The sequence below is a fragment of the Pantoea sp. QMID4 genome (assembly GCF_030270445.1).
Classification (GTDB): domain Bacteria; phylum Pseudomonadota; class Gammaproteobacteria; order Enterobacterales; family Enterobacteriaceae; genus Pantoea; species Pantoea vagans.
This window is the reverse complement of the sequence record NZ_BSXL01000004.1, coordinates 175858-195827: the sequence shown is the minus strand read 5'-3', so window position 1 is coordinate 195827 and position 19970 is coordinate 175858. Positions and strand designations below refer to the sequence as shown.

Here is a 19970-nt window from a genome sequence, read left to right as displayed (position 1 = left end):
CTGTTGCTGCGTGCATTATGACCTTCAGGCCACCCTTAATGCTTAGCATTATACGCTGCATAGCAAGGCTTGGTTACCCTTTCGCACTGACGGGGTTCGAAATGTTAGTCAATTCAGAGGATATCGGTGCGGTTGCAGCCAGATTAAATCAGGGAGAGATCCGGTGCGGAACCGCACCGGAAAGGCAATATCAGGCGTGCTGGCTGATTTTAGCCAGCTGAACAAAATAGTCCGGGAAGGTCTTCGCTGTACAGCCAGGATCAAGAATGGTTACCGGCGTATCAGAAAGTGCAACCAGAGAAAAACACATCGCCATGCGGTGGTCATTGTAGGTGCCAATATCAGCATGAATCAGCGATGCTGGCGGTGTAATACGGATGAAATCATGACCTTCTTCGACTTCCGCCCCTACTTTACGTAATTCAGTGGCCATTGCGCTCAGTCGATCGGTCTCTTTTACCCGCCAGTTATAAATATTACGTAACTGGGTAATGCCCTCTGCAAACAGCGCGGTGGTCGCAATGGTCATTGCAGCATCAGGGATATGGTTCATATCCATATCGATAGCCTGCAGTTTTCCGGCTGTGCAGGCAATGTAATCATCGCCCCACTCAATTACAGCGCCCATCCTTTCCAGCACGTCAGCGAAACGGATATCGCCCTGCACACTCTGGCGTCCGATACCGGTGACGCGAACCGTCCCGCCTTTTATTGCGGCGGCGGCCAGGAAATAGGAGGCGGAAGAGGCATCGCCTTCAACCAGGTAATCGCCTGGTGACCGATACTGTTGCTGTCCCTTGATCAGGAAGCGCTGATAGCTCTGATTCTCAACCTCAATGCCAAAGCACTGCATCAGATTGAGTGTGATATCAATGTAAGGTTTGGAAACCAAATCGCCTTTAATCGTGATACAGGTATCCTGCTGTGCCAGCGGCGCGGTCATCAGCAGCGCAGTCAGGAACTGACTGGAGACGCTGCCATCCACGCTGACGTCTCCCCCGGTGAAACCTCCGCGTAAACGAAGCGGCGGATAGTTTTCATTTTCCAGGTAATCAATGATTGCGCCACCCTGACGAAGCGCATCAACCAGATGGCCGATTGGACGCTCTTTCATGCGGGGTTCGCCAGTCAGTTCGATATCGTGCTCACCCAGACAAAGTGACGCGGCCAGAGGACGCATTGCGGTTCCGGCATTGCCCAGAAATAGTGACAGCGGTTGAGAGGAGTGCAGCGGCCCGGCATTTCCCGTCACTTCACACACGGTACGATCGCTGGAAAGCGTATAGCTTACGCCCAGCGCGGTCAGCGCATTCAGCATATGCTTCACATCATCGCTGTCGAGCAGGTTAGTGAGACGGGTTGTACCTTCAGCCAGCGCAGCCAGCAGCAATGCGCGATTGGAAACGCTTTTTGAACCGGGCAGATTTACGGTGCCATCGACGCGCGCGATCGGTTGGAGAGTCAGGGAGTCCTGCATGTGAAACAAAATCCTCAAAAAATACAGAGACCTCGCCGTATGGCGAGGTCTGGCATCAGCATCAACGCTGATATCTTAATAATCAGCCGTGACGGCGTTCAAAGTCGACCATGAAATCGGTCAGCGCTTTCACACCTTCCAGCGGCATCGCATTATAAATAGAGGCACGCATACCGCCTACTACACGATGGCCTTTAAGCGCATGCAATCCTGCCTTAAATGACTCTTCAAGGAACAGCGCATCGAGTGACGCATCCGCCAGCTGGAAAGGAATATTCATGCGTGAGCGGTTTTCTTTAGCCACATCGTTACGGTAGAAGCCACTGTGATCGATAACGCCATAAAGCAGGTCAGATTTTGCCTGATTGATACGATCAATTTCAGCTACACCGCCCTTCTCTTTCAGCCATTTAAACACCAGGCCTGAGAGATACCACGCAAATGTTGGCGGGGTATTAAACATCGAATCATTATCGGCCAGCACTTTGTAATCAAGAATTGAAGGTACAGAGGCGTGCGCCTGACCCAGCAGATCTTCGCGAACGACGACCAGCGTTAATCCTGCCGGACCGACATTTTTTTGTGCGCCGGCATAAATCACGCCATAGCGGCTCACATCGATCGGACGTGACAGAATGGTAGATGAGAAGTCAGCGACAACCGTTTTACTGCCGAAATCGGGCTGTTCATCAATAGCGATGCCATCGATAGTTTCATTCGGGCAGAAATGCAGGTAAGCAGACGCATCACTCACCTGCCATTCGCTCATCGGCAGAATGGCACGTTTACCATCGCGGGTGGTTTTTACATCCAGCGTGCGTGGGGAGCAATACTTTTCCGCTTCTTTTATTGCACTGTGCGCCCAGTAGCCGCCATCAACATAGTCAGCGCTGGTCGCTTGCCTGAGCAGATTACCTGGTACAGCAGCGAACTGCGCACGCGCGCCGCCATGACAGAATAAAACTTTGTAATTAGCCGGTATTTTTAGCAGATCACGGAAGTCCTGCTCCGCTTCCTCAGCCACCTGAATAAACTCTTTACTGCGGTGACTGATCTCCATTACAGAGGTTCCCAGACCGCGCCAGTTCGTCAGCTCCTGTTCTGCACGACGAAGGACTTCAACCGGTAGCATCGCCGGGCCAGAGCTAAAATTATAAACTTGCGTCATTTCCCCTCACCACTGTCATATCGAACGGTTATGAATAACCATCCGGTTTTATCACTGCATTCTGATAGCTGCAATCATAAATCAGGGTGCGGTCACATTTTCTGAATCCGGCTCGCCGGAGGTTATGTTACCAATGCAAATCTGAACGGAATTTTATGAGGCTTTATCCAGCTCCATCAATCTGCGTTTGGCCAGAGTGCCGCTGTGATGAAAACTACGCCGGTAAACTAAGCCGGTAAAAATGTCCCGCCCTGATAGCGGTCAGTAAGCAAAATCCGTATCATGGCGCGCTTTACGCACCCTATGACAACAGAGAGAGCGGCACTATGACGCAAACATTTATCCCGGGCAAAGATGCCGCACTGGAAGACTCCATCGCGCGTTTCCAGAACAAGCTGCAGGATCTTGGTTTTAATATTGAAGAAGCCTCCTGGCTTAATCCTGTTCCCCATGTCTGGTCTGTGCATATCCGCGACCGCGATTGCCCGCTCTGCTTTACCAATGGTAAAGGAGCCAGTAAAAAAGCGGCACTGGCCTCTGCACTGGGCGAGTATTTTGAGCGTCTTTCTACTAACTATTTTTTTGCTGACTTCTGGCTGGGGAAAAAGATCGCCAGCGGTGATTTTGTCCACTATCCCAATGAAAAATGGTTTGCGTTACCGGAGAATGATTCCTTACCTGAAGGCATTCTGGATGCGCGCCTGCATGCGTTTTACGATGCCGACAATGCTCTGACGGCTTCCGGCCTGATTGATTTGCAGTCCGGCAATACTGAGCGTGGTATCTGCGCTCTGCCCTTTACCCGCCAGTCCGATCAGCAAACTGTCTATATCCCGATGAACATCATCGGCAACCTCTATGTCTCAAATGGCATGTCGGCGGGCAACACCGCGAATGAAGCGCGTGTTCAGGGGCTGTCAGAAGTGTTCGAGCGCTACATTAAAAACCGCATTATTGCTGAAGCAATCAGCCTGCCAGCGATTCCTGATGAGGTGATGCAGCGTTATCCTGACGTCATTGAGGCGATTGCACGCCTGGAGGCAGAAGGCTTCCCGATTTTCGCCTATGACGCCTCGCTGGGCGGCAAATATCCGGTTATCTGTGTGGTGCTGTTTAACCCGACCAACGGCACCTGTTTTGCCTCATTTGGTGCGCATCCCGATTTCGGTGTGGCGCTGGAGCGTACCGTTACCGAGTTGCTGCAGGGTCGCAGCCTCAAAGATCTGGATGTGTTTACACCACCAACCTTTGATGACGAAGAAGTGGCTGAACATGCCAACCTTGAAACACACTTCATCGATTCAAGCGGTCTGATCTCCTGGGATCTGTTTAAAGAGACGGCGGATTATCCCTTTGTCGACTGGTCTTTCGCAGGCAGCACTGAGCAGGAATTTGCTACGCTGATGGCGATCTTCGCTTCAGAAGATCAGGAAGTCTATATCGCTGACTACGAGCACCTGGGTGTCTATGCCTGCCGCATCATCGTACCTGGCATGTCTGATATTTACCCGGCGGAAGATTTGTTCCTGGCGAATAACAGCATGGGTGCTGGCATGCGTGAAACTCTGCTTGCTTTGCCTGACAGCAACTGGAATCCGGAAGAGTATCTGGATCTGATTGGACAGCTGGATGATGAAGGTTTTGACGACTTCACCCGTGTTCGCGAGCTGCTGGGACTGGCAACCGGTAAAGACAACGGCTGGTACACGCTTCGTATTGGCGAATTAAAAGCGATGCTGGCGCTGGCGGGCGGCGATCTGGATCAGGCATTGATCTGGACAGAATGGACAATGGAGTTTAACAGCTCAATCTTTACGCCAGAGCGGGCTAACTACTATCGTTGCCTGCAGACCCTCCTGTTACTGGCAATGGAAGATGAGCGCGATCCGCTGCAGTATCATCACGCCTTCCTGCGTATGTATGGTGAGAACGCAATGGAAGCGGCTTCCGCCGCTATTAGTGGTGAGAATCCGTTTAACGGGCTTCAGGCTGTGGATGAAGCGTTGCAGGCATTCCCGGCCCATCAATCCCTGCTTGCTGCCTACGAAAAACTGCAAGCTGCTAAACGTCATTACTGGAAAAAAGCGTAAGGCATAACGCCTGGAGCTGGAAAAAAATAACTCAATATGGCACTGGATTTATCTGGTGCCATAGTTTCCCTCTGTCTCAATTAAACATCAGCTGTAATGAAAATACCTTCCGCCACATTGCATCATTTCACTTAACATATACGATATTAATTCGTAACATAGACTGAATTAAAAGTGCGAGCAACCGCATCCTATTAAAATATATTTGTATTTTTAAAATTTATTTAAACCTTTATTTTCATGAAGTTACGCTATTATTTTTTCATTTACATGCGAGATGATGGCTACCCTTTCGGCAAACATGATCCACATCAATTACCGATTGATACTCCTTTGTTAGTATTTTTTCAGACAACTTCAGGAGTAAGTTAGTGTGAAAACTGACAACCCTTTTAATCTTTTATTACCATCCGCAATGGCGAAAGTGGCCGAAGAGGCGGGTATCTATAAAGCAACCAAACATCCCTTTACTACCTTCTTTCTGGCAATAAATGCTGGCGTATTCATCTCAATCGCATTCGTTTTTTATATTACAGCAACTACCGGCAGCGGCGCGATGCCCTATGGCATAGCCAAACTGATTGGCGGTATCTGCTTTTCACTCGGTTTGATGCTGGTCGTGGTGTGTGGTGCCGACCTTTTTACCTCAACGGTATTAATCGTCGTGGCTAAAGCCAGTGGTCGCATCAGCTGGGGTCAGCTGGCCCGCAACTGGATTAATGTTTACGCCGGTAACCTGGCAGGTGCACTCTTCTTTGTCGCCCTGATGTGGTTTGCCGGACAACATATGGTTGCGAACGGTGCCTGGGGCTTAAATGTCCTGGAAACCGCCGATCACAAGATGCATCACACCTTCTTAGAAGCAGTCTGTCTGGGTACTTTAGCTAATCTGCTGGTCTGCCTCGCCGTCTGGATGAGCTATTCCGGTCGCAGCCTGACCGATAAGCTGGTCGTGATGATTCTGCCTGTTGGAATGTTTGTCGCCAGCGGTTTCGAACACAGCATCGCCAATATGTTTCTCATTCCCTACGCCATTACTATTCGTGACTTCGCAACACCTGAGTTCTGGCAGGCTGCTGGCACCACGGCTGCACAGTTTCACGCGCTGACAGTCAGTAACTTTATTCTCCACAATCTGATTCCCGTCACCATCGGTAACATCATCGGCGGTGGCGTTCTGGTTGGTCTGACTTACTGGATTATCTATCTCCGCAACGGTGACCAGGTACATTAAACGCATTTTTGACGGCACAGGACGTTGACTGTGCCCGACCGTAAAGTCTCTTCATATAAGGCAGGTATATTATGACCGAACTTAATGCAAAACTGGCTTCAGCATGGGAAGGATTTGCTGAAGGCGAATGGCAGAACAGCGTCAATGTGCGCGACTTCATTCAGAAAAACTACACCCCCTATGAAGGTGATGAGTCATTCCTGGCGGGCGCCACTGAAGCGACCACCAAACTGTGGGAAAGCGTGCTGGAAGGCATCAAAATTGAGAACCGCACCCACGCGCCAGTCGACTTCGACACCGATCTCGCCTCCACGATTACCTCGCACGACGCGGGCTACATTAATCAGTCTCTGGAAAAAATTGTTGGGCTACAAACTGAAGCGCCATTAAAACGCGCCATCATTCCTTATGGCGGCATCAAAATGGTTGAAGGTTCATGCAAAGTGTATGGCCGTGAACTCGACCCTTCTCTGAAAAAAATCTTCACCGAATACCGCAAAACACACAATCAGGGTGTATTCGATGTTTATACTCCGGACATTCTGCGCTGCCGCAAATCAGGTATTCTGACCGGTCTTCCTGATGCTTATGGCCGTGGCCGTATTATCGGTGACTATCGTCGTGTGGCGTTATACGGCATCGATTTCCTGATGGCGGATAAATTCGCACAGTTCGCATCACTGCAGGCAGATTTAGAGAACGGTGTGAATCTCGAAGCGACCATTCGTCTGCGTGAAGAGATCTCCGATCAGCATCATGCACTGGCCCAGATAAAAGAGATGGCCGCAAAATATGGTCATGACATTTCCAGCCCGGCAACCAACGCAATGGAAGCTGTTCAGTGGACTTACTATGGTTATCTGGCTGCCGTTAAATCACAAAACGGTGCTGCCATGTCGTTTGGCCGCGTCTCAACCTTCCTGGATGTTTACATTGAGCGTGACCTTAAAGCCGGTAAGCTGTCGGAAGAACAGGCTCAGGAACTGATTGACCATCTGGTCATGAAACTGCGCATGGTGCGCTTCCTGCGTACCCCGGAATATGATGAGCTGTTCTCTGGTGATCCAATCTGGGCAACTGAATCACTGGCAGGTATGGGCGTTGATGGTCGTACACTGGTATCAAAAAGCACCTTCCGCTTCCTGAATACCCTTTACACCATGGGTCCTTCACCTGAGCCAAACATGACCATTCTATGGTCAGAAAAACTGCCAATTAACTTTAAAAAATACGCCGCTAAAGTTTCTATCGATACCTCATCTTTGCAGTATGAGAACGATGATCTGATGCGTCCTGATTTTAACAATGATGATTACGCCATTGCCTGCTGCGTTAGCCCGATGATTGTCGGCAAACAAATGCAGTTCTTTGGCGCACGTGCCAACCTGGCGAAAACGCTGCTTTACGCAATCAACGGCGGCGTGGATGAAAAACTGAAAATGCAGGTCGGACCGAAAGGCGACAAAATCAGCGACGACGTGCTGGATTTCGACACCGTCATGGAGCGTATGGAGCACTTCATGGACTGGCTGGCAAAACAGTATGTGACTTCGCTGAACATCATCCACTACATGCATGATAAGTACAGCTATGAAGCGGCACTGATGGCTCTGCATGACCGGGATGTCTATCGCACCATGGCTTGTGGTATCGCCGGTCTCTCTGTTGCTGCGGATTCACTTTCTGCAATTAAATACGCCAAAGTGAAACCGGTCCGTGACGAAGATGGTCTGGCGATCGACTTCGATATCGAAGGTGAATATCCTCAGTTCGGTAACAACGACGCTCGTGTTGATGACCTGGCCTGCGATCTGGTTGAACGCTTCATGAAGAAAATTCAGCAGCTGACTACCTATCGTAATGCCGTGCCGACGCAGTCTGTTCTGACCATCACCTCGAACGTGGTATATGGTAAGAAAACCGGTAACACCCCGGATGGACGTCGCGCTGGCGCACCGTTTGGACCTGGTGCTAATCCGATGCATGGTCGTGACCAGAAAGGTGCGGTGGCTTCACTGACTTCTGTCGCTAAACTGCCCTTTGCCTACGCGAAAGATGGTATCTCCTATACCTTCTCAATCGTACCAAACGCGCTGGGTAAAGATGATAATGTGCGCAAAACCAACCTTGCCGGCCTGATGGATGGTTACTTCCATCACGAAGCCAGCATCGAAGGCGGCCAGCACCTTAACGTCAACGTTATGAACCGTGAAATGCTGCTGGACGCGATGGAGCATCCGGAGAAGTATCCGCAACTGACGATTCGCGTTTCTGGTTACGCTGTACGCTTTAACTCACTGACTAAAGAGCAACAGCAGGATGTGATTACCCGTACCTTCACACAGTCACTGTAATCACGGCTAAACCCGATAAAAAGGCTCCTCGCGGAGCCTTTTCCTTAAAAGTCTGTTCTGATGGTCATCTTCATCAAGGTTCCCACCAGAATCGATTTCCTGCCCTGAGCGCAACAGAGATTGCGCCGTCTGTCCCGGCAGACTCACTGGAGAAACATCGCAATGTCAGTTAACGGTCGTATCCACTCATTTGAATCCTGCGGGACCGTTGACGGTCCCGGCATCCGTTTCATCACCTTCTTCCAGGGCTGCCTCATGCGCTGTCTCTACTGTCACAACCGTGACACCTGGGATACTCACGCCGGCAAAGAGATCAGCGTCGAGGCGCTGATGGCGGATGTGCTCTCCTATCGCCACTTTATGAATGCCTCTGGCGGCGGTGTTACTGCGTCAGGCGGTGAAGCGATTCTTCAGGCTGAATTTGTGCGTGACTGGTTTCGCGCCTGCAAGGCCGAAGGCATCCATACCTGTCTTGACACCAATGGCTTCGTACGCCGCTACGATCCGGTAATCGACGAATTGCTTGACGTGACTGACTTAGTGATGCTCGACCTGAAACAGATGAATGACGATGTGCATCAGATTCTGGTGGGTGTATCCAATCATCGTACGCTGGATTTTGCCCGCTACCTGCAGAAAAAAGGCAAGCGGACCTGGATCCGATTTGTTGTGGTACCTGGCTATTCTGACGATGATGACACCGCGCATCGGCTGGGTGAATTCACACGTGATATGGAGAACGTCGAGAAGATTGAATTGCTGCCCTATCACGAGCTGGGTAAGCATAAATGGATTGCGATGGGTGAAGAGTACAAGCTGGATGGGGTAAAACCACCGGGGAAAGAGACGATGGAACGCGTTAAAAACATTCTCGCCAGCTACGGCCACGAAGTGATGTACTGAAGAATCGGTCACAAAAAAGGGAGCTTAACGCTCCCTTTTTACTGTTCAGCGATCAGGCATGTGCCACTGGCGTCGCCTGCTGGTCCGCTTTACGCAGCAGCATCAGCAGATAGATCAGCGCTACTGCAGCGATCATCACAAACAGCAGTCGGTCAGAGTAATTCTGCATCAGAACGGAGGTCATTGCCGGTCCAGCCAGACTGCCAACGGTATAACTCATCAGCAGCGCCTGATTCATCGCAACCAGCTCATGATGTGCAACCGTCTCACAAGCCCAGGACATCGCCACCGGATAAAGGGTGAAGCCCGCCAGCCCCAGAACAAACAGTGCTGGTGCCATTGCGGCATTGGTTAGCATAGCCATCGCACCCAGGATAACGACAAAGACCTGCACCCGCAGCACCAGCAGGCGACCGAAACGATCGGCCAGGCGACCAACTGGCCACTGACCGACAATACCTGCGCTGACCAGTAACGCCATCCAGTAGCCGACATTGGCATCACTCATTCCCTGATGCGACAGGTAAAGCGGCATCAGGCCATAAAGCGAGCCTAAAACGATACCGGAGATAATGCAGCCATTAATGCCGAGACGTGAACTGCGACGACGAAGCATTGGCCAGATGCGAGCCGGTGCCGTTTCAGCCGCTTCACCGGTAGCTGATACACGTGTAAAGACCAGAGGCAGTACTGCACAGAACACCAGTGAAGTGACCCAGGGTACTACACTCAGTAATTCTGTAGAGAGGGTGCTGACCAGTAACTGACCGGTTACGGTGCCGAGATAATAAACAATCATATAGGCAGCCAGTAGCTGTCCACGATTGCGGACGGTTCCGCTACAAAGAAGTGCGCTTTCAACCACGACCCACATCAGTGCACAGCCTACGCCCGCGACAAAACGAAGCGAACTCCATGCCCAGAAACCTTCCATTGTTGCCAGGCAAATCGTTGCCACGGCAAAGAGTCCGGTTGCCAGATAATAACTGCGATTAAACCCGTAATGCCTGATTAACCAGCCAGCCAGCAATGTACCTGCCAGATTGCCGGTGTAATAAGAAGAACTTACGATGCCTACCTGCCAGGTTGTCAGTAAGTCATGCGTCAGCCACAATGGAACAAGCGTATTCAGCACGGCAATGGCGACAGTCATTAACATCAGGCCGCAAAGCAGCAATATCACGGGGCGTGACCAGGTTGACATAGGGGTTAGAAACCAGAGCAAAATGAAGGAAATTGCGCGCAGTTTGCCACTGGCTTTTTTAAAGTCAATGGGCTGAATCTGACAGCAGCACATTTTGCTGCGGGACAATTTAATTTACTAATCTTCAGTGAGTTACAATTATGTTATGCGGCATATTGCTGAATGCTATCTCTATGAAATATTAGATTTTTAAGCGTTCCGGCGCACCTGGTATCGATAACGTTTATTTGTGATTAAAATCAGTCTCAATAAATCCTTTTTTCTCAGATAACAGGCATAAAAAAACCCGGCCATGGCCGGGTTTAAGAATTGTGAATCGCTTAGCCGATGATATCGACGCCATTCATGTAAGGGCGTAAGACTTCAGGCACGGTGATGCGGCCATCTTCCTGCTGATAGTTTTCCAGCACCGCGACCAGAGTACGGCCTACGGCCAGTCCTGAGCCATTCAGGGTATGAACCAGACGCGGTTTCTTTTCCTGCTTATTGCGGTAACGCGCCTGCATACGACGGGCCTGGAAATCACCCATATTGGAACAGGATGAAATTTCACGATAGGTATTCTGCGCTGGCAGCCAGACTTCCAGATCGTAGGTTTTGGTCGATCCGAAGCCCATATCGCCGGTACAGAGTAAAACCTTACGATACGGCAGGTTCAGCAGTTGCAGCACTTTCTCCGCATGACCTGTCAACTCCTCCAGTGCATCCATTGACTGTTCCGGCGTGACAATCTGCACCATTTCAACTTTGTCGAACTGGTGCATACGGATCAGGCCGCGCGTGTCACGACCGTAAGAACCCGCTTCAGAACGGAAGCATGGCGTATGCGCGGTCAGTTTAACCGGCAGGCTATCCTCTTCCACGATCTCATCGCGCATCAGGTTGGTCAGCGGTACTTCCGCGGTAGGAATCAACGCATAGTTGCTGCTGTCTGACTGCTCTTCCAGCGGACGGGTGTGGAACAGGTCTTCACCAAACTTAGGCAGCTGTCCTGTGCCATAAAGCGTTTCGTGATTGACAAGGTAAGGCACATAGGTTTCAAGGTAGCCATGCTGCTCAGTGTGCAGGTCAATCATAAACTGACTCAGTGCACGGTGCAGGCGGGCAATCTGACCCTGCATGACTACAAAGCGCGAACCGGTCAGTTTCACGGCAGCCGCAAAATCCAGGCCTTTCGCCGCTTCACCCAGCTCAACGTGATCTTTAACCTGGAAACTAAACTCGCGTGGGGTACCCCAGCGGCTCACTTCCTGGTTTTCGCTGTCATCTTTGCCCAGCGGCACTTCATCTGCCGGAATGTTAGGCAGCGCCAGCGCAAAGTCACGGATTTGATTCTGCAGTTCATCCAGTTCTGCTTTTGCGGCATCCAGGCGTTCGCCCAGCGCGTTCACTTCCTGACGCAGCGGCTCGATGTCTTCCCCACGTGCTTTGGCCTGACCGATGGATTTGGATCGGGAGTTACGCTCTGCCTGCAGATTTTCAGTTTCCACCTGCAGTACTTTGCGACGCTCCTCAAGCGAACGCAGCGTTTCCACATCCAGTTTGAATCCCCGGCGTGCCAGTTTTTCTGCGACTGCGTCTGGCTCGTTACGCAGCAGATTGGGATCGAGCATGCTTATCCTGTGTATAAAAAGTTGGTTGAAAGAAGGGGCGCATTCCTGCGGAATGCGTTGAAAACATTGCCCACATTACCGTAACGTCTGTTTCAGCGGTAGCGTTTTGTCGGGCTATTTTGATCCTGCTCAGCGAGCCAGCTTAGCTTTTCACCAATCTTACCCTCAAGCCCGCGCTGGGTTGGAGTGTAATAGCGTGCGCTGGCCAGTTCCTGCGGAAAATAGACTTCACCGGCGGCATAGGCGTTGGTTTCGTCATGGGCATAACGATACTCTTTGCCCAGGCCCATCTCTTTCATCAGCTTCGTCGGCGCATTACGCAGATGTTCCGGCACATCGTAATCGGGATGGTCGCGCGCATCACGCATAGCGGCTTTAAACGCGTTGTAGACCGCATTACTTTTAGGCGCGCAGGCGAGATAAACAATGGCCTGAGCGATGGCGCGCTCCCCTTCTGCCGGACCGACACGTGTAAAGCAATCCCAGGCCGCAATCGCCACCTGCATACCGCGCGGATCGGCATTGCCAACATCTTCGGAGGCAATAGCCAGCAACCGGCGTGCCACATAGAGTGGATCGCCACCCGCGGTGATAATGCGCGCATACCAGTAAAGCGCCGCGTCGGGTGCGGAACCGCGAACCGATTTATGCAGTGCCGAAATCAGGTCGTAAAAGCGGTCGCCTTTGTTATCAAAACGCGCGGATCGCTCACCCGAGACTTCGTTAAGCAACTGCGGCGTCAGTTCACGCTGACCCGAAGCGGTGATTTCAGCCATATCCGCCATCATCTCCAGCGTGTTCAGCGCCCGGCGTGCATCGCCATTAACCAGTTCAGCGATCATCCTGCGTGTATTGTCCGGCAGCACGATATCACTGTCGCCATACCCACGGGCTTTGTCCTGCATCGCCTGATCCAGCACCTGCTCAATATCCTCGGTCGTCAGTGATTTCAGCAGGTAAACGCGGGCGCGTGACAGCAATGCGGAGTTGAGTTCAAAAGAGGGGTTTTCGGTGGTCGCTCCAATAAAGGTAATCGTGCCGTCTTCGATATGCGGCAGAAAAGCATCCTGCTGGCTCTTGTTGAACCGATGGACCTCATCCACAAACAGGATGGTGCGCCGCCCGGCATGTTTATTCTGGCGGGCACGCTCAATCGCTTCACGAATCTCTTTCACACCCGAAGTGACTGCTGAGATACGCTCCACATCGGCGTTACCGTAATGCGCAATAATTTCAGCGAGTGTCGTCTTGCCGGTCCCGGGTGGTCCCCACAGGATCATCGAGTGCAGGTGCCCTGCTTCAATCGCGCGCGGCAGAGGTTTGCCCGCATCCAGCAGATGTTGCTGACCAATGTACTGTTTCAATGTTTCTGGCCGCATACGCGCGGCCAGAGGTTTGAAATTTTCGGTGGAAAAATCCAGGGACAGGTTACTCACCGTGACCTCACTGACGTTGGTCGTCCACCGTCACGCCTTTTGGCGGTGTGAACGTGAATTTATCCGGGCTGATAGCGCCATTCTGCTGGCTTTTCAGTTGGTAATCACTGCGCTGGCCATCCTGTTCGATAGCGCTGAAGCGGTTAATGGTGCCGCTGGAGGTCACCTGAATGGTGAACTGTTTCAGGTTGCCATCGCTGTTTTTCGGAGTCAGCTCGAAATTGTCACCCTGCTGTTTAATGTTGTACTGCTTCCAGTCATTCGACTGGTTGCGGGCAATCAGCATAAACGGTGTGTTGCTGGTCGCATTCTGCAGCAGGCTAACGGTCGCCTGCTCAACAAATGGGTTGTAGAACCACAGCGATTTGCCGTCAGAGATGATGATGCTTTCATCCGGCGCGGTCATGTGCCAGTTAAACAGGCTGGGACGTTTAACCCACAATTCGCCTTCACCATCCTGCACATTCGCGCCGCTGCTGTCGGTCACTTTTTGCGTGAAGCTGGCATGGAAGCTGCTGACCTTATTGAGGCGCTGTTGCAGATCACTGGAAGCATCAGCCAGAACGCTGGCTGAAGAAAAGGTGGCCAACAGGCCCAGAGCGATTACGCGTAATTTCATCTGCTTCAATTCCTTATTTAAACGTTCCCATTAATAACCACAGTAAGCCTGGTCGCCGTTCCGCCAACAGAACAGAGGAAAAAGCCGAAAGCTGATCCAGATATGGGGCTTAACCGCGTAAAAACAATGAGCCAGTCGGAACTGGCTCATTAAGTAGTGTTTCAAAACATTTAACCCCTACATATCGTGTGGTGGTGGCGACAGCACTTCACGGTTACCATTGTGTCCCGGTGCAGAGACAATACCCTGTGCTTCCATCTGCTCAATGATACGTGCCGCACGGTTATAGCCGATGCGGAACTGACGCTGAACGCCTGAAATCGAGGCGCGGCGCTTATCAACCACAAAACCGACTGCCTGATCGAACAGCGGATCAAGTTCTTCATCGCTATCAATGCCACCGGCACTTTCGCTCTCTTCGCCTGCCGTAATACTGTCGATATATTGTGGACGACCACGTGCTTTCCAGTCCTGAACCACCGCATGCACTTCCTGGTCACGCACAAAGGCACCATGTACACGAACCGGCAGGGAGGAATTTGGCGGCATGTAGAGCATATCACCCATACCCAGCAATGACTCCGCGCCGCCCTGATCGAGAATGGTACGGGAGTCGATTTTGCTCGAAACGGTGAAGGCGATACGTGTCGGGATGTTCGCTTTGATCAGGCCGGTAATCACATCCACGGATGGGCGCTGTGTTGCCAGCACCAGATGGATACCCGCCGCACGGGCTTTCTGTGCCAGGCGGGCAATCAGCTCTTCAACTTTTTTACCCACTGCCATGATCAGGTCAGCAAACTCATCGACCATTACCACGATATACGGCAGTTTCTCCAGCACCGGCGGCGTCATATCCATGCTGTCGCCCGGTTTCCAGAACGGATCAGGTATTGGACGGCCCATCGCTTCGGCCTGCTCCACTTTCTCGTTGTAACCCGCCAGGTTACGCACGCCCAGCGCAGACATCAGCTTATAGCGACGCTCCATTTCGCCGACGCTCCAGCGCAGCGCATTCGCGGCGTCCTTCATGTCGGTGACAACTTCGGTCAGCAGGTGCGGAATACCTTCGTAGACCGACAGCTCCAGCATTTTCGGGTCGATCATAATGAAGCGAACGTCTTCCGGTGTCGCCTTGTAAAGCATGCTGATGATCATGGCGTTTACGCCCACAGACTTACCGGAACCGGTGGTACCGGCAACCAGTAAGTGCGGCATTTTCGCCAGATCGGCCACGACAGGCTGACCGGCAATGTCTTTACCCAGCACGACGGCCAGCGGCGATGGGTTGTCGCGGAATTTAGGGCAATCCAGGACTTCACGCAGATAAACGGTCTGACGATGTTTGTTTGGCAGTTCCAGGCCCACATAAGGTTTGCCAGGGATCACTTCCACCACGCGAACCGCGACAGTCGAGAGTGATCGTGCCAGGTCGCGCGACAGGTTAGAGATACGTGCTGCTTTTACACCCGGTGCCAGGTCAAGCTCGAAACGGGTGATAACCGGGCCGGGTGAGATGCCGACCACTTCGGCTTTGACGCGGTAATCGCCTAAGCGTGACTCCACCAGACGGGCAGTCTGCTCCAGCGAGAACATATCAACCGGCTCTTCCTCTTCAGGAGGCGCCGTCAGCAGATCCAGCGAAGGCAGTGGCGTGGACGGTTTCTCCAGCGGCTGCTCGTGGCGCATCAGGAACGGATGGATCAGGCTGTCATGCAGTGAAGGTTTCGCTTCTTCAACTGGCTGAACCGGCTCAACGGCTGGCGTGCCATAAGCCGGGGCCTGAGGCGCCGTTGGTGCAGCATACACAGGCGCAGATGGCGCGGCATAACCCGCTTCAGGCTCTGAAGGCGTACCATAAGCAGGCGCAGAATAAGCCGGTGCCTGAGGTGCCGCTGGCGCACTATATACAGGTTCTGCCGGTACAGAACGGGCAGGTGCAGGCACCTGAACCGGCGCCTGAGGACTTGAGACCTCACTCACCTGCTGCCACGGTTCGTGTGAAACTGCAGGGGCTTCCGGCTCCGGCGTCGCAGCAATGGTAAACAGTGGTTCAGACGGGCCGTCATCCACCAGATCTTTCATCGGTGAAAAATCGAACGCGGAGGCTGTATCAATGTTCAATACCGGCTCTTTTCTCACTTCAGGTTCATAGCGCTGCTGTTGCTGCTCGGCGAACTGACGCGCCAGTTCATCCTGCTGTTGCGCATCCTGCTCCTCTTCTTCGTCCTGTTGCCAGCTGGTGCCGTAACGCTGCTGTTGTTCAGACTGGAAGGCCTGACGCAGTTCAGCCTGCTGCAATGCCTCTTCAGCATCAGGTGCTGTGGAAACCGACGTTGCCGATACCGTTTCGCTCTCTTCCGCTTTGGCTTTCTCTTCAGCCATGCGCTGAGAAGGTAACTTAATGCCATAAGAGGCCAGCTCACGACGCGTAGGCAGTTTTACCGGATTAGGACGCGGCAGCGCCGGTCCGATACCCTGTTTAACCTGCGGATTCAGATTGGTTTCAGGGGCTAAATCGAAAACAGGCGCAGTACGTGTGGCCGCCGTTGCGGCAGCGGCGGCTGTAGCGGCCGCTGGGATCGCTGACGTGTCACGCCAGTTACCCATTTTAGGTTCGTCATCGTCGTAAGCATTAAACGACGGCGCGGCCGGAGCTTCATCTGGCATTTCAAAGTGGTAAAGCGGTGGTGAGGCTGCGGGTGCAGAAGCACTCTGCACCGGAGTCGGGGCCGTCGCGGCACCATAGGATGCAGGGGTGCTCTGTACAGCTGCTGGAGCAGGTTGTGCCGTCGGCGATGCAGGTGTTGCTGCTGACGCGGCAGGCGCCGATGCAGTTAAGGCCGCTGCAGCAGGCGCCGCGTTAACCGGCGCTGCGGGAGCGATAGTCACTTCTGCAGCTTCCGCAGTGGCGGCTACCGCCGCACTGGTTGCGGCTGCTGCTTTCGCCAGTAGCGGATCCGGCTGTGTCGTAACAGGCTGAGCGGCAGCGCGTGGCGCGGCAAGCAGCACATCATCATCCTGATCGACAGCACGCGGAGCAGACAGCAGCACGTCATCATCCTGATCGGCGGCATGCAGTGCAGGGACATCCGCATAATCTTGCACGTCCCGCTCGTCATCCCCTTCCTGCCAGGGTTCATCGTGGCGTGAGCGGTTGCTGGCAAATGTCAGTACGCCCATGACGACACCACCAATTCTTTCTGCAATGGTGAGCCAGGACCAGCCGGTATACAGGGTTATCCCCGCTGCCCAGACGCAGAGCAGCATCAGCGTGCCGCCAGCCGGACTGAACCAGGGGGCAATAGCATTACTGACCAGACTACCAATCACGCCGCCCGAAGCGAAGTACCAGATATCATCAGCGTTCAGCGCTGCCATACCACAGGTCGTTACCACCAGCGCAAGAACGCCGATTAAGCGTAACCCCACGGCAAAGTAGTCAAAATAGTCCTGGCTGTCGCGCTGACGGAAAGCAATCCAGCACAAACCCAGTATGACGGGCGGAATGGCGTACGCCATCACACCAAAGATGAAAAGTAAGGTGTCAGCCAGCCAGGCACCAACGCTGCCGCCGATATTATGGATAGGTTCATGCCAGGCCGTTTGCGACCAGCTCGGATCGGAAGGGTTAAAACTGACCAGTGAAACCATCAGGTAAATGGCAAACAGCGCCACCAGAATGAGCAACGCCTCCAGCAGACGACGTCCACTGCTCAGCGATTGTAACGAAACGTCTTTATCTTCTGTATATTCCTGGCTCAAGAGGACTCTCCAGGTGCCTGTAAAGTAAGAAGCAACAGCGTCGGGCAAGCCCGACGCTGATCCTGTATGAATGCACAGGAGTGTACCGAAATCTCACAGGTTTTGCACCTGCCCCGCATCAGCGAGTTTTGATCACCAGTCGATTGCTCTGTTTGACCTCTTCCATCACCACATAAGTTCGCGTGTCGTTTACGCCCGGCAGGCGCAACAGGGTTTCACCCAGCAGCTTACGGTAGGCAGACATATCAGGTACGCGCGTTTTCAGCAGGTAGTCGAAATCGCCGGAAACGAGGTGACACTCTTGAGTTTCCTCAAGTTTTTGCACAGCGGCGTTAAATTGCTCAAACACATCCGGCGCACCACGATTCAGAGTAATCTCAACGAATACCAACAGAGAGGCATCCAGATAGTGCGGGTTTAACTGCGCGGTGTAACCAAGAATAAATCCCTGGCGTTCCAGACGGCGTACACGCTCAAGACATGGCGTAGGCGATAAGCCTACGCGTTTAGAAAGCTCTACGTTTGAAATGCGACCATCTTTCTGAAGTTCATTCAGAATGTTCCTGTCAATTCTGTCGAGGTCTTTCCCGGGGCGTTTCTTATTGTCTACCATTATTATTGTCTCTCTTAATTCCTTCCCTTTACCTGCCACGCCCTGAAAACGCTCAATGTTCGGGGCATTTCTGAAGTGAGCTAACAGAGCCTGTGATCTGACTCCTATCGATATGACGCATGTTGTCTGTCCACATCATGCGTCATTATCCATATCAGGCTGCTTTTATTCGGCGTTACACGCAAAACAGGCGAGGAAAACCTGTTTTGTTCCGATAAATGTTATTCGCTTCTGATAATGTTTTCGCAAAAGCGCAGGCGATTGTCAAAGTAAAATCACCAAATTCAGGACAAGATGCCAGACAGACCGCTGGGTATCTGTTTTTAAATGAGTATTTTTCCACTTTTGCACCCTATAAAGCCGATTTTTGCCCCATTCTGGCGCATTGACCAGGCAAAACCGTCGCTCATCGTCTACGCCACTTGCAGCTATCGTTAACAAAATTGGCTAAGTCTTGTTATTGTCGCCGGATATTCCCTACAATCGCAGGCTATGTCAGCCGAATGAAACTGAGGAACGCATGAGTACGGCCAAACACAGTAAGTTACTCATTCTGGGCTCCGGCCCAGCGGGTTATACCGCAGCCGTTTATGCTGCACGCGCCAACCTGAACCCGGTGCTGATCACCGGTCTGGAAAAAGGCGGACAGCTGACCACAACCACTGAGGTGGAGAACTGGCCGGGCGACCCGCACGATCTGACAGGTCCATCGCTGATGGAGCGCATGCACGAGCATGCCGAAAAATTCAATACTGAGATCATTTTCGATCACATTCATACCGTGGATCTGCAGAACCGTCCGTTCACTCTCACTGGCGACAGCGGCGTATACACAGCAGATGCCCTGATCATCGCAACCGGTGCATCAGCTCGCTACCTGGGTCTGCCGTCTGAAGAGGCGTTCAAGGGCAAAGGAGTCTCTGCCTGTGCAACCTGTGACGGTTTCTTCTATCGCAACCAGAAAGTTGCAGTGATTGGCGGGGGTAACACAGCCGTTGAAGAGGCGCTCTATCTGGCGAACATTGCGGCTGAAGTGCATCTGATTCACCGTCGTGACAGCTTCCGCGCAGAGAAGATCCTGATCGACCGGCTGATGGAAAAAGTGCGCAATGGCAATATCGTGCTGCACACCCATCGTACGCTGGATGAAGTCACAGGCGATCAGATGGGTGTGACAGGTCTGACACTGCGTTCTACTCAGAACAGTGATGAAACAGAAGCGCTGGAAGTCGCGGGTCTGTTTGTTGCTATCGGACACAGTCCGAATACGGCCATCTTCGAAGGTCAGCTGGCGCTGGAGAACGGTTACATCAAAGTTCAGTCGGGTCTGCACGGCAACGCCACTCAGACCAGTATTCCAGGCGTCTTTGCGGCAGGCGATGTGATGGACCATATCTATCGTCAGGCGATCACCTCGGCGGGCACCGGCTGCATGGCGGCGTTAGACGCTGAGCGTTTTCTTGACGGGCTGGTTAAAAACGATCGGTAAGTTGT

Annotated in this window: 13 protein-coding genes; 5 read left to right on the top strand and 8 right to left on the bottom strand. The window is 52.5% G+C overall.

Going from position 1 to position 19970, the window contains the following annotated elements; genetic code table 11:
- Positions 1-190: 190 nt before the first annotated feature.
- Both aroA and serC read right to left on the bottom strand, forming a co-directional pair.
- Positions 191-1477 (bottom strand): 3-phosphoshikimate 1-carboxyvinyltransferase, encoded by a 1287-nt coding sequence (gene aroA / locus QSK07_RS10645; protein WP_098051059.1) that lies wholly within the window; start codon positions 1475-1477, stop codon positions 191-193.
- An 82-nt stretch (positions 1478-1559) separates the two neighbouring features.
- Positions 1560-2645 (bottom strand): 3-phosphoserine/phosphohydroxythreonine transaminase, encoded by a 1086-nt coding sequence (gene serC / locus QSK07_RS10640; RefSeq protein WP_275219778.1) that lies wholly within the window; start codon positions 2643-2645, stop codon positions 1560-1562.
- A gap of 326 nt (positions 2646-2971) precedes the next feature.
- On the opposite strand from serC, the gene ycaO reads away from it, so the two are divergent.
- The 4 genes from ycaO (at position 2972) to pflA (ending at position 9226) form a co-directional block, all read left to right on the top strand.
- A complete protein-coding gene (gene ycaO / locus QSK07_RS10635; RefSeq protein WP_285720732.1) occupies positions 2972-4735 on the top strand; it encodes a 30S ribosomal protein S12 methylthiotransferase accessory factor YcaO in 1764 nt (587 codons plus the stop codon).
- A 373-nt stretch (positions 4736-5108) separates the two neighbouring features.
- Positions 5109-5969, top strand: a complete 861-nt coding sequence (gene focA, locus QSK07_RS10630; protein ID WP_285720733.1) for a formate transporter FocA — start codon at positions 5109-5111, stop codon at positions 5967-5969.
- A gap of 71 nt (positions 5970-6040) precedes the next feature.
- Entirely contained in the window at positions 6041-8323 is a 2283-nt protein-coding gene (pflB, locus tag QSK07_RS10625; RefSeq protein WP_285720734.1) for a formate C-acetyltransferase, read from the top strand.
- A gap of 162 nt (positions 8324-8485) precedes the next feature.
- Positions 8486-9226 (top strand): pyruvate formate lyase 1-activating protein, encoded by a 741-nt coding sequence (gene pflA, locus QSK07_RS10620; RefSeq protein WP_098051064.1) that lies wholly within the window; start codon positions 8486-8488, stop codon positions 9224-9226.
- A 52-nt stretch (positions 9227-9278) separates the two neighbouring features.
- Here pflA and QSK07_RS10615 read toward each other — a convergent pair whose 3' ends face one another.
- The 6 genes from QSK07_RS10615 to lrp all read right to left on the bottom strand — a co-directional run bounded on the left by QSK07_RS10615 (position 9279) and on the right by lrp (position 18476).
- Positions 9279-10430: an MFS transporter gene (locus tag QSK07_RS10615; RefSeq protein ID WP_098053061.1), complete on the bottom strand. Its 1152-nt coding sequence runs from the start codon at positions 10428-10430 to the stop codon at positions 9279-9281.
- Positions 10431-10750: 320 nt separating this feature from the next.
- Complete coding sequence (gene serS, locus QSK07_RS10610) at positions 10751-12043, bottom strand: serine--tRNA ligase (RefSeq protein ID WP_098051065.1); 1293 nt, start codon at positions 12041-12043, stop codon at positions 10751-10753.
- 92 nt (positions 12044-12135) lie between these two features.
- On the bottom strand, positions 12136-13479 hold the full coding sequence (locus QSK07_RS10605; protein WP_098051066.1) for a replication-associated recombination protein A: 1344 nt from the start codon (positions 13477-13479) through the stop codon (positions 12136-12138).
- A gap of 7 nt (positions 13480-13486) precedes the next feature.
- Positions 13487-14098 carry an outer membrane lipoprotein periplasmic chaperone LolA gene (gene lolA / locus QSK07_RS10600; protein WP_003849334.1) on the bottom strand — a complete coding sequence of 204 codons (612 nt, stop codon included), beginning with the start codon at positions 14096-14098 and terminating at the stop codon, positions 13487-13489.
- Positions 14099-14275: 177 nt separating this feature from the next.
- A complete protein-coding gene (locus QSK07_RS10595; RefSeq protein ID WP_285720735.1) occupies positions 14276-17863 on the bottom strand; it encodes a DNA translocase FtsK 4TM domain-containing protein in 3588 nt (1195 codons plus the stop codon).
- Positions 17864-17981: 118 nt separating this feature from the next.
- Positions 17982-18476 (bottom strand): leucine-responsive transcriptional regulator Lrp, encoded by a 495-nt coding sequence (lrp, locus tag QSK07_RS10590; protein WP_006118610.1) that lies wholly within the window; start codon positions 18474-18476, stop codon positions 17982-17984.
- 520 nt (positions 18477-18996) lie between these two features.
- Between lrp and trxB the strand changes: the two genes are divergently transcribed.
- Positions 18997-19965, top strand: a complete 969-nt coding sequence (gene trxB, locus QSK07_RS10585; protein ID WP_098051068.1) for a thioredoxin-disulfide reductase — start codon at positions 18997-18999, stop codon at positions 19963-19965.
- The last annotated feature ends 5 nt before the right edge of the window (positions 19966-19970 follow it).